This window comes from Sphingomonas sp. G-3-2-10 (assembly GCF_012927115.1).
Taxonomy (GTDB): Bacteria; Pseudomonadota; Alphaproteobacteria; order Sphingomonadales; family Sphingomonadaceae; genus Sphingomonas.
Genome location: NZ_JABBFY010000001.1, coordinates 1,393,813 through 1,406,390 on the forward strand (window position 1 = coordinate 1,393,813; position 12,578 = coordinate 1,406,390).

Sequence of the window (12,578 nt, forward strand, 5' to 3'; positions counted from 1 at the left end):
GGGTGTGCCAAACCACAGAAGTGAGTAATTTCAATAGCTTAGATTCAGTAGCGAAACAGTACCAGTGCTATACTACGGTAAATCACACCAACTATTAGTATATAGTGCGTTTCGCACTATAGTCAGCGTAGGTTCACCCAGGTCGGCGCGTGGTCGCTGGCCTTCTCCCGCCCGCGATATTCTTTGTCGACCCCTGCCCCCGTCATGCGATCGGCAGCTTGCGGGCTGAGCAACAGATGATCGATGCGGAAGCCGGCATCCCGCTGCCACGCACCCGCCTGATAGTCCCAGAAGGTCCAGACGCCCCCCGAGGGAAAGCGCGTGCGCAGGCTGTCGGTCCAGCCCTGCGCAAGCAGCGCGCGATACCGCTCGCGCGATTCAGGCTGCATGAGCGCATCTTCGGCCATCGCCCGGACCGAGAAGGTGTCGTCGTCGTTGGGAATGACGTTATAGTCACCCGCGAGCACCACGGGCCGCTCCTCGGCAAGCAGGGCCTGCGCGCGATCGGCGAGCCGCTCCATCCATTTGAGCTTGTAGTCGAACTTGGGGCCCGGCTGCGGATTCCCGTTGGGCAGATAGATGGACGACACGATCAGGTCGCCCACCTCGCATTCGATATAGCGGCTGTGTGCATCCTCGGGATCGCCTGCAAGCCCGCGCTGGCGCTCGATCGGCTGCTGGCCGCGCGCCAGCACGGCGACGCCGTTGAAGCCCTTCTGTCCGTGATACACCGCGCCATAGCCCGCCGCCTCGATCTCCTTGGTCGGGATCGTGTCGTCGGAGCTTTTCAACTCCTGAAGGCAGACCACATCGGGCTTGGCTTCATTGAGATACTCGACCAGGCGCTCGAGGCGCGCCTTGATGCCGTTGACGTTGTAGGTGACGATCCGGGGCAAGGGATCAGACCGCGAAGCTGGAGCCGCAACCGCAACCGGATGCCGCAAGGGGGTTGGTGACCTTGAACGCCGCGCCGCCGAGCGATTCGGCATAGTCGACGCTCGATCCGCGAACGAGATCGAGGCTGATCGTATCGACCACCAGCTTCACGCCGTCAGTCTCGACGACCACATCGTCTCCCTCGATGCCCTCGGCAAAGCCGAACTTGTACTGGAAGCCCGAACAGCCGCCGCCTTCCACCGAAAGACGCAGCATCGCGGGTTTCCCCGTCTTAGCTGCGATAGAGGCCACGCGCGCGGCCGCCGCGGCGGTCAACGCGATCTCGGGCTGGGTGAGAATGGTCATGCGGTGGAGATAGGCGCGGGACGATGCCGAGGCAATGGAGCGCAGGAGGGAAGACCGCCCTTCCCCGCTATCATTATCTAACCCGGATACGGGATTGCGGCAAGCGGGGGGTCCTGTTCCATGAAGCGTCTCCTCGATTCGCACCATCACGGGAGCCGCAGTCATGACCACCATCGACAATACCGATCCGCAGCCTTTCTATCACGGCACCCGCGCCGATCTGAAACCGGGAGACCTGATCGCGGCGGGCCACAATTCCAACTATGGCGCGCGGAAGCAGGCGCCTTGGGTCTATCTGACCGGCACGTTGGACGCAGCGATCTGGGGCGCCGAGTTGGCACAGGGCAACGGGCGCGAGCGGATCTACATCGTCGAGCCGATCGGACCGATCGTCGACGACCCCAACCTGACCGATCAGCGATTCCCTGGAAATCCGACTCGATCCTACCGCTCGCGCGAACCGCTGCGGGTCACCGGCGAAGTGACCGAGTGGCAGGGGCATTCGGCGGAGCAACTGAAGGAGATGAGGGACACGCTCGAACGACTGAAGGCGCAGGGAATCGAAGCGATCGACTGATATCCGGCTGCAATCGCCCCGGCGCCTGCGCCAGAAACGACGGGGGCGGCCTCAATGCACCGCCCCTCGCTCCCTCTCCGAACCTTGAAACTCAGTTGGCCTTGCGCGGTCCCCCAACGGCTGCGCCGGCCTGACGATCCTGGATCGCCATCAGATATTCGCCGTCCTGCAGGAAGGGGATCGGGTTGACCGCCTTGCCGTCGACACGGACTTCATAATGAAGGTGGCTGCCGGTGGAGCGGCCGGTCGAGCCCATCAGGCCGATCAACTGGCCGCGCTTCACGCGGGTGTTAGCCGGAACGAGGATCTTGGACAGATGGCCATAGCGGGTCTGGATACCACGGCCGTGATTGACTTCGATCAGATTGCCGTAGCCGCCATAGCGGCCCGAGCGGCCCACGACGCCATCGGCCGTCGCGTAGATCGGGGTCCCGATCGCGCCGGGAATGTCGACGCCGGCGTGCATCGCGGCGGTGCCGCGGAACGGATCCGAACGGACACCGAAGCTGCTGGTGAACTGGAGGTTCTCGACCGGCTGCATCGACGGGATCGAGATCACGGTCTGCTCGAGCGTGTCGAGGCGGCGCCAAGTCACGAAAAGCGAGCGGAACTGGGCATCGGCTTCGGCCGAAGCGGTCGCTTCGTCGCCATCAGCTTCCTCGAAGGGACCGCCCATGCCGCCCTGAACGGTGGTGACATAGCGATTGGGATCGAGGCCGAGGCGGCGCATCTGCGCGGCAGTCTTTTCGAACCGGGCTTCGCCGGTGGCGCGAGCCTGCGCGGCAAGAACGACCTGACGGGCTTCCAGCTTGCGCAGCGGCTCGAGCACTTCCTCGGTCAGCGCGCTGGTCTTGTCGTTGGTTTCGGGCAGCTGCTGCATGATCTTGGCGCGATCGACCTTGCCACCGGCAGTGGCGGTGATCATCGCCTGACGCTGTTCGATCCGTGCGGCATGCGCCTTGGCGGCTTCCTTCGCGGCTTCCACGTCGCTGCGCATCTGCTCGACCTGGACGCGCATCTTTTCCATCTGCGCTTCCGGAGTGGTCGCTTCACCGGCGATACCGCTCAGCGAAACGACGCCGACCATCGCCTGCGACACGCCATAGCTCGAAAAGACGATCGCGATGCCGGCGACGCCAGCCAGCACGGCCTGGGTACGGCCCGCGATGCTGAAGCGGCGAAGATCGCGGCCGTCATGAAAAATGAAATCACGGGTAGTGAAAAAGCTGCGGAACCGGGCACCCAGTGTCGCGTTCTTGATATTCGAAGCGTTAGCCATGTTTCCCCGGCAACCCCAAAAAGGCAGACGCGTCAGACTGCGACCCGACGTGTGCCCTCAAAAATCTCGATGTCTCGACTGCAGCCCCTCCGCGCCGTGACGGGGATTATGTGACTGATTCGATCAGCTATCGGCAAGGGGTTGGTAGTAATTGCGGGTCAAACCGGCTGACTCCCGCGCCGAGTCGTTGAACGGAGGCTTAATGACTCCCCCGAAATAGCGGCTGACCAAGTATCTCCACGTAGGTTCCGGAAGCCGGTTTTGGGCGGCACAGGCCGATTCGAACCATCTTGTTCCGGCACGCACATGATGGATTTCATCGTCCAGAATTCGCACGAGAATTCGTGCCGTCGCATTGTCGCCGACCGCAGTAAATCGCTCGATCGTGGCCGGCGTTACATCGAGTCCGCGCGCTTCCAATACCATCGGCACGACCGCGATCCGGCCCATCACGTCGTGCGCCGTCGCAGCCGCCGCATCCCATAATCCGTCATGCGCGGGCAGCGCGCCATAATGGCTGCCGAGCGCCTTCAGCCGCCGCTCGAGCAGCGCGAAATGCATCGCCTCTTGTGCGCCGACGCGCATCCAGTCATCGGCGAAGGCGCGCGGAAATTGCGCGCCGAACCGGCCGGCCAAGTCGAACGCCAGGTCGATCGCCGCGAATTCGATGTGCGCCAGCGCGTGGATCAGCGCGATCCGACCGCGTTCCGATCCACCCTTGCCGCGCTTCGCCAACCGGTTGGGCGGCAACAGCTCGGGACGTTCCGGGCGCGCCGGACGATCGGGCATGGCGATATCGAAGACATGATCGAGCCGGCCGAGCCGCCAGTCGCGCGCGACGGCCCGCGCCGTCTTCACCTTGTCGCGCGGGTCGGCGGCAGACAGGACCGCGTGGCACGCCGCCGCGATGGAACCGGACATGGCGATGCGATCAGCGGACCAGTTCGCGGACCGATTCGAGCACATCGACCGCATGGCCGGGCACCTTCACCCGGCGCCACGCGCGGAACAGCTTGCCTTCGGAATCGAACAGGAAGGTCGAGCGATCGATGCCCATATAGCGTTTGCCGTAGAGCTGCTTCTCCACCCACACACCGAACGCCTGCATCGCGCTGTCGTCGGTATCGGTGGCGAGCGGTACGGTCAGATCGTATTTCGAAATGAACTTCTGATGCTTGATCGCGCTGTCTTTCGACACGCCGAGCACCGAGGCCCCCAGCGCCGCGAATTCGGGCATCAGCGCCGAGAAATCCTGCGCCTCGCGCGTGCAGCCCGACGTATCGTCCTTGGGATAGAAGTACAGGATGAACGGGTGGCCGACATGGTCGCGCAGGGCGATATTGCCGCCGCCGGTGCTTGCCAGCTCGATCGCCGGGATCTTGTCGCCTTCCTCAATTGCCATCCGTCCGTTCCTCAACCCCTGGCGCGGATCGCGCCCCAGCATGTGCGAACCTCCTGCCGGACGCGGTCGAGCTCCGCAACCACATCTTCCCAGCTTCCAACGCCGACCGCGCGTGCGACGAGAGGGCGGGTAGCGGGCGAAGGCGGCTCGCTGTCCGGCGCGACGAGGCGCAGCGTGACGAGCAGACGGGTGAGGAAATCATGCGCGGTAAGCATGCCCGGCGAGAGATGGCCTTCGCGGACCAGCGCATCGATCGCATCGGGGAGATGCGGGTTGAACGCGGTGCGGTATTTGAGCTGGAGCGTGTGGACCGCGAATTCGAGATCGACGAGCCCACCATCGAGCAGTTTGGCGTCGAGCGGCCCCTTGGGCGGTTTGTGCGCGGCCATTTCCTCACGCATCTTGCCTGCCTCGGCGACGATATCGCGATCGGGGCGCTTGCCGCCGAGCACTTCGGCGATGACCGCAGAGACCGCCGCGCGGCCCTCGGGCGAACCGAATACCGGGCGGGCACGGGTGAGCGCCATATGCTCCCAGGTCCAAGCGTCCTCCTGCTGATAGCGGCGAAAGCCGTCGAGCGAGACCGATAGCGGGCCTTGCGCGCCGGAGGGGCGCAAGCGGGTATCGACTTCGTAGAGCGGGCCGGCAGCGGTAGGCACCGACAGCGCGCCGGTGATACGCTGGCTGAGTCGATTGTAGTAAGTGACTGCGCCCAAAGGCTTTGCACCATCGCTCTCGGCCATGTGATCGCCGGTGAAGAGCAGGATCAGGTCGAGATCGGAGGCGTGGGTGAGCGCCTGCCCGCCCAGACGCCCGAGAGCGAGGATCACCAGTTCGCTGCCAGGCACGCGGCCATGCGCCGCTTCGAACTCGTCGATCGTGGCACTGGCCAGCGTCTCGATCGCGGCATCGGCGACACGGGCATAGCCGGCGGAGACGGTCAGCGGATCGCTGGCGCCGGCCACGATCTGCGTGCCCAGTGCGAACCGCTTTTCGTTGACGAGGCGGCGGACGTGATCGAGTTGCCACTGATAGTCCCCGCCCCGCTCGCGCCGGCGCATCTCGGCGACGAGATCGGGGACGTCGGCGACGGGCTTGAGCGCGGTGGCGTCGATCAGGCCGTCGAGCAGTTCGGCGCGGCGGCCCAGCGCATCGGCAAGCGTCGGAGCGTGGCACAGGATCGTGCCCATCAGCCGGGCGAGTGCGGGCTGCGCTTCGAGCAAGCGAAAGAAGTTGATCGCGCTGGGTAATTTGGCGAGCATCGCGTCGAACCGGGCGATGGCATGGGCGGGATCGGGCGCCTCCCCCATTGCCTGGACGAGGCCGGGGAGCAGCGACTCCAGCGCCTCGCGTGCGGCAGGGGTGCGCAGCGCGGGATAACCTCCACCCCGCCACGTCTCGATCAGGCGCAGCGCATTGGCAGGATCCGGAAACCCGGCTTCGGCGAGGCGCTGTTCTAGCGAATCCATATCGCCCGAAAGCCGTGCGGAGCCATCGCCGGCAAGATTGTCATAGACACGGCCGACACGCTCGACGTGCGGCCGGATCGAAGCGATCAGCGTTTCGGTATCCACGCCGTGGAGCGCCGCGACATTCTCCAGCGCGGCGGGATCGGCAGGCAGCGAATGGGTCTGGCGATCGTCGACCATCTGCAGGCGGTGCTCGATCGTGCGCAGATGGGTATAGGCAGCGGCGAGGGCTTCGGCGTCGCCGGGATCGATCCACCCTGCCCCGGCCAGCGCCGCCAGCGCTGTGCGGGTATCGGGGACTCGCAGCGCGGGATCGCGGCCGCCGTGGATGAGCTGGTGGATCTGGGCGTAGAATTCGACTTCGCGGATGCCGCCGCGGCCGCGCTTCAGATCATAGCCGGGGCCGAACGCTTGGCCCTGCGCATGGTGATCGCGGATGCGGCGGCTGATGTCGTGGATCTCGCCGATCGCGCCGAAATCGAGCGCGCGGCGCCAGACGAAGGGGCGGATCGCTTCGAGGAAATAGTCACCCAGCGCCGGATCGCCTCCACAGGCCCGCGAACGGATGAAGGCAGCGCGCTCCCACGGCAGCGCCTGCGATTCATAATAGGAGATGGCGGCCTCGACCGGCAGCACGATCGGGGTGGCTTCGGGCGATGGCCGCAGCCTGAGATCGACGCGCAGGACATAGCCGTCGGCATCGCGCGACTGGAGCAGTTCCACCACGCGGCGACCGATCCGGACCGCGGCTTCTACAGGCTCCTCGCGCGGCTTGCGCGGCAGGGTCTCGGGATCGAAGATCAGGATCGGATCGATGTCCGACGAATAGTTCAGCTCGCGGCTCCCCAGCTTGCCGAGGCCGATCGCGGCGAAACCGAGAAGCTCCGCATCAGGCGACCGCTCGCGGATCGCGGCGCGGATCGCGCGATCGACTGCTTCGTCGGCGAAATCGCTGAGAGTCCGGGTAACGCGCGTGAGATCGTAACGGCCCGACAGGTCGCCGACCGCGAGCAGCAGGGCGAGCCGGCGCCGCTCCAGGCGCAGGCGGCGGCCCTCCGGCAGGTCGTCCGAAACCCGCGCTGCGGCACGTGGATCGGCAAGCGCCGCTTCAAGGTCCCCGGCAAGTTCGGATTCGCGATCGAGCAGGTTGGTCAAAAATGGCGAATGCGCGCGAATCCGCGCAACAATCTCGCCAGATGACACCGATTTCGCTCCGTCCATTCTAATCAGCGTCACCCTCGGAAAATTGCTCTATGTCAAGAAACAAATCGGGAATTCGACCGTTTTACCTGCATGAAACGCCCGTCTCTCGATACCTCTGATGAAGCCCCCGGCTACCGGGTGCAAGCGCCGCGCGCGGGAGATGCGATCGGCAACGCGCTGCGTGGCGCGTACGAACAGGACCTCGGGCTTCCGGAAGACATGGCGAAGATGCTGCGGCAGCTGAACGGCGCGACGACCCGGCACTATGGTTGACTCGGCGCACCGGCAAACCGGATAAGAAAAAGGCCACCCCCGCATCGCGAAGGTGGCCTTTTTCTTGTGCGGGAGTGGCCGTCAAACTCAGCGTTCGCGGCTGAGATCGTCGACTTCGCCCATGATCGTGTCGAGCGCGCTCTTCCCGCCCGGGTTGGCCGGATGGGACTGGCGCGAAGGAAGCTGGCCTTCGGTCAGCAGTTGCTCGAGCGCGACGCGGCCGCGGGCAACGCGGCTCTTGATCGTCCCGACGGCGACGCCGCAAATCTCGGCGGCTTCCTCATAGGCAAAGCCGCCCGCGCCGACGAGGATCAGCGCTTCGCGCTGGGGCTGCGGCAGATGCAGCAGCGCGCGCTGCATGTCGGTCAGTTCGATGTGCCGATCCTGACTGGCGGGCGCGGCGAGAATCCGGTCGGCGACCAGATCGTCCCACTCGCCCTTGAACCGCGCGCGGCGCATCTGGCTGAGATAGAGGTTGCGCAGGATGATGAAGGTCCAGGCGCGCATATTGGTGCCGGCCTGGAAGCGTTTGCGCGCGGCCCAGGCCTTGAGCAGCGTTTCCTGCACCAGATCGTCGGCCGTGTCGCGATTGCCCGACAGCGAGCGGCCAAAGGCGCGCAGATGCGGGATGACGATCGCGAGTTGCTGCTTGAACTCGGGATCGGAAAGCGAAACGTGCTCGACGGGAGCCTCGTCCTGCGATGCCTCTCCGGCTGAATCATCCGTGTGTTCGGATTCAGTCATTCGATCCCGTTCAATGATACGCGCCGAAAAGCGGCTTGGTGTTGAGATAGGACGCGCGGACGCGCTTGCCAATTGCATCATGCCCCTCCCCGATCGCTCAGGTGTAGAGAATGAATGCAAAGGCGATGACGACGAGGACCAGCCCGAAACCAAGCACATAGCGCGTCACATGCGGTGTCGCGCCTGCGCGGGCCTGATCGGTGTCCAGATGGATGGGTTCGTTGTTCTCAGCCATACAGCATCAACCCACGAAAACCGTTTTGGGTCCGTATCATATGGAACCCAAGACGATTTTTCGTGGGCCTGATGCGATCAGCCGTTGGCGGGCACCGTCGCCTGATCGAAGAACAGCGCCTGCGCGATGGTGGTCTTCACCGTTTCGCGCTGGAAGGGCTTGGTGATCAGGAAGGTCGGCTCCGGACGTTCGCCGGTCAGCAGCCGCTCGGGGAACGCGGTGATGAAGATCACCGGCACGCTGAATTCGGCGAGGATGTCCTTCACCGCATCGATGCCCGAGCTGTCGTCGGCCAGCTGAATGTCGGCAAGGACCAGGCCGGGCCGCTCTTCCATCGCCAGCGCGACGGCTTCGTCGCGGGTGACGGCGACGCCGGTCACTTCATGGCCCATGTCGCGAACGATGGTTTCGAGGTCCATCGCGATCAGCGGCTCGTCCTCGATCACCAGCACGCGGGTGCGGGTCTGCGATTCGATCTCGGAGATGGCATCGGAGACGAGACCGGAGACGTCGCTGGCGTCCTTGCCGATCAGGAAGCCGGTATCCTCGATGCTGAACCCTTCCATAGCGGTGAGCAACAGCGCCTGACGCGACAGCGGCGCGAGGCGGGCGAGGCGCTTGCGTGCGATCGCTTCCGGCTCGCTGGGTTCCTCACCGCCGGCATCGGCTTCTTCGAGATGGGTCGTCTGCCAGATCGCCTGGAAGGTGCGATACAGGCCGAGACGCGGTTCGATATCGCGCGGAAATTCGTCGGGGGCCGCGACGATCGCTTCAAGCGACGCGCGAACATAACGATCGCCTTCCCCTTGGCTTCCGGTGAGCGCGCGCGCGTAACGGCGAAGGAAAGGAAGGTGCGGTGCGAGCTGCTGACCAAGCGACATAAGCGATTGTTTCTCCCTCGGAACGTTCCGGCTTTTGGTGCCGGCGCTCCGCGTTTGCAAATGTTTCCGTGCGGTCCGTAGGAGCCCCTCCCCGGTTTTCGCATCGCATGTGGAACAAACGACGCGCTCTTTAGTTTCATCGATTGTGTCACCTCAATGTGGCAATCGCACCGCCGGGCACTTGCTTCCGGCGGCGTTCATTATATTTTCCGGGCGCGCTTGCGGTCGGGAGTGGCCGACAATAGTCCGGGGGAATGGTGCGTTCCGCAAATGATCCGATGAAAAAAACTCCAGGCGGCAAAGGCGGGAACGGAGGCGAGCGCACCGGCGGCAAGGCGGTGGGCGAGGCTCTACGTGAAGCCTATGACGAGGCGATCGGCGAAGCGATTCCGGCAGAAATGCTCGATCTGCTGAAGAAGCTCGACTAACTCGTTGCAATGGAAAAGGTAGATCAGACGCCGCTCGGCACCCGGCCAGCGGCGGCATTTGCGCGTGTCCCGACCGGAGCCAAGGTTTTCCTGATTCTCGTCGGGGCGCTGCTGCCGCTTGCGCTGATCGCGCTGTTCACCACCCTGCAAACTACCCGAAGCGCGGACGAGGAAGCCCGCGCGCGCCTGAACGCCGTCGTCCAGGAAAGTTCGGGCGTGCTGGCGAACGTGCTGGCCAATCATGTCGCCGAACTGCGCGAAGGCCTGACCGCGCTGGAACGAGACCGGGGCGACGCCCCGAGTTGCACACGCCTCGCCGGCGCCTTCGCATCGCTTTCGGACGGCGGAACCCGGTTCGCGATCACCGATCCCCGCGGCGCGGTGCTGTGCGGTCAGCGGCTCGCTATCGCCGGAGTAACGGTACTTCGGCCGGGCGAAGTCGACGCTGCACTGGTCGAAAAGGGGCTGGCGCTTCGCATCGGCGGACAATCGGGTGCGATCGCGACCGCCTATTATCCGGCCACCGCGCTGGCCGCACTGGGCCGGCCAAGCGGCTTCGTGCCCGAATATGGATCGGCGCTGATCAAGTCCGGCGGCGGAGATCTGACCCTTCGCGCGTTGACCGAAGGCCCCCTCTCCCGGCGCGAGACGATGCGCGCCGAACTGGGCGTCGACGATTTGATCCTGCAAATGTCGATGCCCGGCGCACCGATCACCTCGCCGCTGATCATCACCACCATGATCATGGTGCTGATGTGGATCGCCGCGGCGGCGATCGGCTGGTTCGTGGTGGACCGGCTGCTGATCCGCCCGCTGCGCCGCCTGCGCCGCATCGTGCGCGCCTACCAGCCGGGCGAAGTGATCGACCCGGCCTTTTACGGCCATCTACCCGCTGCCGAGATTCGCGAACTGGGCGACACGTTCCGCGACATCAGCCGCACGGTGCAGCTCCACGAGGCCGATCTGGCGGAAGGACTGGTGCGCCAGACGCGGCTGACTCGCGAAGTGCATCACCGCGTGAAGAACAACCTCCAGGTCATTTCCAGCCTGATCAATTTCCATGCGCGCGGCGCCAAGGGACCGGAAGCGAGCGAAGCCTATGCCTCGATCCAGCGCAGGGTCGATGCGCTCGCGGTGGTGCACCGCCACCATTATGCCGAGATGGAGGAAAATCGCGGGATCGAGCTGCGCCCCGTGATCGGCGAACTGGCGTCGAACATCCGGGCGACGGCCCCGCCCCATGCGGCGGGCATCAGCATCATGCTGGAAGTCGAGCCGCTGCTGGTGACGCAGGACACCGCCGTAGCGGTCGCATTCCTGATCACCGAGATCGTCGAGCTGGCGATCAATTGCAGCGCGTCGGCGCAGATCCGCATTTCCGCCAAGGCGGTGTCCGAGGGCGATCGCGCCCTGCTGCGCGTCAGTTCGCCCGCGCTGATCGACAGCGCGGAGCTTCAGGCGTTCCTCGAAAATCGCTATTCGCGGGTGATGACGGGACTGGCGCGGCAGCTGCGTACCCAACTGCACCACGATCCGATGACCGGCGCCTATGAGGCTAGCATCGCGATCACCGGACGGCCCTGATCCCCGGCCTGAAATCGCGCGGAAACGCTTCAGAAAATTTTTTGAAAAAATTTGCGAAGTCAGGGAACCCCGGTAGGCCTTGAGAGTTTTGTACTTCGGATAGTGACCTTTTGCCCCCCCGCTCTCGCTATCCAAGACATGGGCCCGGAAGCGTCAACCCTCCCCCCCCCGGTGACGCTTCCGGGCCTAAACCTTTTCCAGACCAGCGAAATTCGAACTTCCGCACGGATGCGGAACGATTCCGCTCGCCCGGCTTTGTCCATCCGACAGCCCAAAGGCATCAGTGGAGAACGTAAATGCGCAAGATCCTCACCCTCGCCGCGCTTGGCTGCGCGCTCGCGATTTCGGCCTGCAATACGATCGAAGGCGTCGGCCGCGACGTTTCCTCAGCAGGCGACACGGTCGCGAAGACGGCGGAAGACGCCAAATAAGTTCGCAATGGCGAGAGCGAAACCCCTCCCGGCTTCGGGAGGGGTTTTTCGTATCAGGCGGCGGTTTCCGCCTCGGCCTCGGCTTCGGCAAGACGCTCGCGCCGCCGGCGCGTGAACTTGATCGCGACGAGCGCGAGGAAATAGAGGCAGCAGAGCGGTATTGCGAGCAGGAGCTGCGAACCGACATCTGGCGGGGTCAGGACCGCCGCGATCCCGAACGCACCGACCACCGCGTAGCGCCACGCGCCCTTGAGCTGCTCATAGGTGACGATGCCGGCATGTTCGAGCAGCATCAGCAGCACCGGCAACAGAAACGACAGCCCGAAACCGAAGATGAACTGCATCACGAACTTCAGATAATTGCCGATATCGGGCAGCGCCTTCTGCTCGACGCCGCCCAGATCGCCCTGGAAACCCAGCAGGAACTTCACCGCCACCGGAATCGCGATGAAATAGGCCATCGCCGCACCGGCCGTGAACAGCACCGGGGTGGCCAGCAGGAACGGAAACAGCGCCCGCTTTTCCTTCTTGTAGAGGCCCGGCGCGACGAACTGCCACAGCTGGTTCGCGATCACCGGGAACGCGATCATCAGCGCGGCGAAGAACGCCACCTTCAATTCGACCATGAAGCCGCCGAACACTTCGGTGTTGATGACGGTCACCTGCCCCGCGGCCTTCAGCGGCGCGACGAGGAATTCGAGGATCGGGCGTGCGAAATAAAGCGAGCCGACAAAGGCCGCGACCAGCGCGGCCAGCGACCAGAGCAAGCGGCGGCGCAATTCGATCAGGTGATCGAGCAGCGGGGCCTGGGTATCGTCGATTTCCTTCAT

The 12,578-nt window shown here is 64.5% G+C and carries 15 protein-coding genes; 5 read left to right on the forward strand and 10 right to left on the reverse strand.

Annotation, left to right across the window (positions count from 1 at the left end):
• Window positions 1-122: 122 nt before the first annotated feature.
• Together xth and erpA are read right to left on the reverse strand one after the other, a co-directional pair.
• Complete coding sequence (gene xth / locus HHL13_RS07010; protein ID WP_240953644.1) at window positions 123-896, reverse strand: exodeoxyribonuclease III; 774 nt, start codon at window positions 894-896, stop codon at window positions 123-125.
• A 4-nt stretch (window positions 897-900) separates the two neighbouring features.
• Window positions 901-1,242 (reverse strand): iron-sulfur cluster insertion protein ErpA, encoded by a 342-nt coding sequence (erpA, locus tag HHL13_RS07015; protein ID WP_169554987.1) that lies wholly within the window; start codon window positions 1,240-1,242, stop codon window positions 901-903.
• Window positions 1,243-1,405: 163 nt separating this feature from the next.
• Between erpA and arr the strand changes: the two genes are divergently transcribed.
• Complete coding sequence (arr, locus tag HHL13_RS07020) at window positions 1,406-1,819, forward strand: NAD(+)--rifampin ADP-ribosyltransferase (protein ID WP_169554988.1); 414 nt, start codon at window positions 1,406-1,408, stop codon at window positions 1,817-1,819.
• 91 nt (window positions 1,820-1,910) lie between these two features.
• Here arr and HHL13_RS07025 read toward each other — a convergent pair whose 3' ends face one another.
• The 4 genes from HHL13_RS07025 to HHL13_RS07040 all read right to left on the reverse strand — a co-directional run bounded on the left by HHL13_RS07025 (window position 1,911) and on the right by HHL13_RS07040 (window position 7,190).
• Window positions 1,911-3,098: a M23 family metallopeptidase gene (locus HHL13_RS07025; RefSeq protein WP_169554989.1), complete on the reverse strand. Its 1,188-nt coding sequence runs from the start codon at window positions 3,096-3,098 to the stop codon at window positions 1,911-1,913.
• A 123-nt stretch (window positions 3,099-3,221) separates the two neighbouring features.
• Window positions 3,222-4,019, reverse strand: a complete 798-nt coding sequence (locus HHL13_RS07030) for a ferritin-like domain-containing protein (RefSeq protein ID WP_169556813.1) — start codon at window positions 4,017-4,019, stop codon at window positions 3,222-3,224.
• Between the two features lie 10 nt (window positions 4,020-4,029).
• On the reverse strand, window positions 4,030-4,500 hold the full coding sequence (locus HHL13_RS07035; protein WP_169554990.1) for a peroxiredoxin: 471 nt from the start codon (window positions 4,498-4,500) through the stop codon (window positions 4,030-4,032).
• 11 nt (window positions 4,501-4,511) lie between these two features.
• Window positions 4,512-7,190 (reverse strand): bifunctional [glutamine synthetase] adenylyltransferase/[glutamine synthetase]-adenylyl-L-tyrosine phosphorylase, encoded by a 2,679-nt coding sequence (locus tag HHL13_RS07040; protein ID WP_169554991.1) that lies wholly within the window; start codon window positions 7,188-7,190, stop codon window positions 4,512-4,514.
• Between the two features lie 72 nt (window positions 7,191-7,262).
• Here HHL13_RS07040 and HHL13_RS07045 point away from each other — a divergent pair, with 72 nt between their 5' ends.
• Window positions 7,263-7,445, forward strand: coding sequence for a hypothetical protein (locus tag HHL13_RS07045; protein ID WP_169554992.1), 183 nt, complete (start codon window positions 7,263-7,265; stop codon window positions 7,443-7,445).
• Window positions 7,446-7,532: 87 nt separating this feature from the next.
• Here the strand turns inward: HHL13_RS07045 and HHL13_RS07050 are convergent, their stop codons facing one another.
• From HHL13_RS07050 to HHL13_RS07060, 3 genes are all read right to left on the reverse strand, one after another.
• Window positions 7,533-8,189, reverse strand: coding sequence for a sigma-70 family RNA polymerase sigma factor (locus tag HHL13_RS07050; protein ID WP_169554993.1), 657 nt, complete (start codon window positions 8,187-8,189; stop codon window positions 7,533-7,535).
• 97 nt (window positions 8,190-8,286) lie between these two features.
• The gene (locus HHL13_RS07055; RefSeq protein ID WP_169554994.1) at window positions 8,287-8,424 is read right to left on the reverse strand and encodes a hypothetical protein; all 138 of its coding nucleotides are present in this window, start codon (window positions 8,422-8,424) and stop codon (window positions 8,287-8,289) included.
• Window positions 8,425-8,501: 77 nt separating this feature from the next.
• A complete protein-coding gene (locus tag HHL13_RS07060; protein ID WP_169554995.1) occupies window positions 8,502-9,305 on the reverse strand; it encodes a response regulator in 804 nt (267 codons plus the stop codon).
• Between the two features lie 254 nt (window positions 9,306-9,559).
• Here HHL13_RS07060 and HHL13_RS07065 point away from each other — a divergent pair, with 254 nt between their 5' ends.
• From HHL13_RS07065 to HHL13_RS07075, 3 genes are all read left to right on the forward strand, one after another.
• Window positions 9,560-9,733 carry a NepR family anti-sigma factor gene (locus HHL13_RS07065; RefSeq protein WP_240953645.1) on the forward strand — a complete coding sequence of 58 codons (174 nt, stop codon included), beginning with the start codon at window positions 9,560-9,562 and terminating at the stop codon, window positions 9,731-9,733.
• Between the two features lie 9 nt (window positions 9,734-9,742).
• Window positions 9,743-11,317, forward strand: coding sequence for a sensor histidine kinase (locus HHL13_RS07070; protein ID WP_169554996.1), 1,575 nt, complete (start codon window positions 9,743-9,745; stop codon window positions 11,315-11,317).
• Window positions 11,318-11,613: 296 nt separating this feature from the next.
• On the forward strand, window positions 11,614-11,748 hold the full coding sequence (locus tag HHL13_RS07075) for an entericidin A/B family lipoprotein (RefSeq protein WP_169554997.1): 135 nt from the start codon (window positions 11,614-11,616) through the stop codon (window positions 11,746-11,748).
• Between the two features lie 53 nt (window positions 11,749-11,801).
• On the opposite strand, the gene tatC is transcribed toward HHL13_RS07075, so the two are convergent.
• Entirely contained in the window at window positions 11,802-12,578 is a 777-nt protein-coding gene (gene tatC / locus HHL13_RS07080; RefSeq protein WP_169554998.1) for a twin-arginine translocase subunit TatC, read from the reverse strand.

Bases quoted from the DNA above. Each gene is read 5' to 3' on its own strand.
- HHL13_RS07040 (WP_169554991.1), bottom strand. From the start codon at position 7,190: ATGGACGGAGCGAAATCGGTGTCATCTGGCGAGATTGTTGCGCGGATT.
- HHL13_RS07070 (WP_169554996.1), top strand. From the start codon at position 9,743: ATGGAAAAGGTAGATCAGACGCCGCTCGGCACCCGGCCAGCGGCGGCA.
- HHL13_RS07035 (WP_169554990.1), bottom strand. From the start codon at position 4,500: ATGGCAATTGAGGAAGGCGACAAGATCCCGGCGATCGAGCTGGCAAGC.
- tatC (WP_169554998.1), bottom strand. From the start codon at position 12,578: ATGAAGGAAATCGACGATACCCAGGCCCCGCTGCTCGATCACCTGATC.
- erpA (WP_169554987.1), bottom strand. From the start codon at position 1,242: ATGACCATTCTCACCCAGCCCGAGATCGCGTTGACCGCCGCGGCGGCC.
- HHL13_RS07075 (WP_169554997.1), top strand. From the start codon at position 11,614: ATGCGCAAGATCCTCACCCTCGCCGCGCTTGGCTGCGCGCTCGCGATT.
- HHL13_RS07030 (WP_169556813.1), bottom strand. From the start codon at position 4,019: ATGTCCGGTTCCATCGCGGCGGCGTGCCACGCGGTCCTGTCTGCCGCC.
- HHL13_RS07045 (WP_169554992.1), top strand. From the start codon at position 7,263: ATGAAACGCCCGTCTCTCGATACCTCTGATGAAGCCCCCGGCTACCGG.
- HHL13_RS07025 (WP_169554989.1), bottom strand. From the start codon at position 3,098: ATGGCTAACGCTTCGAATATCAAGAACGCGACACTGGGTGCCCGGTTC.
- HHL13_RS07050 (WP_169554993.1), bottom strand. From the start codon at position 8,189: ATGACTGAATCCGAACACACGGATGATTCAGCCGGAGAGGCATCGCAG.
- arr (WP_169554988.1), top strand. From the start codon at position 1,406: ATGACCACCATCGACAATACCGATCCGCAGCCTTTCTATCACGGCACC.
- HHL13_RS07055 (WP_169554994.1), bottom strand. From the start codon at position 8,424: ATGGCTGAGAACAACGAACCCATCCATCTGGACACCGATCAGGCCCGC.
- HHL13_RS07060 (WP_169554995.1), bottom strand. From the start codon at position 9,305: ATGTCGCTTGGTCAGCAGCTCGCACCGCACCTTCCTTTCCTTCGCCGT.
- HHL13_RS07065 (WP_240953645.1), top strand. From the start codon at position 9,560: ATGGTGCGTTCCGCAAATGATCCGATGAAAAAAACTCCAGGCGGCAAA.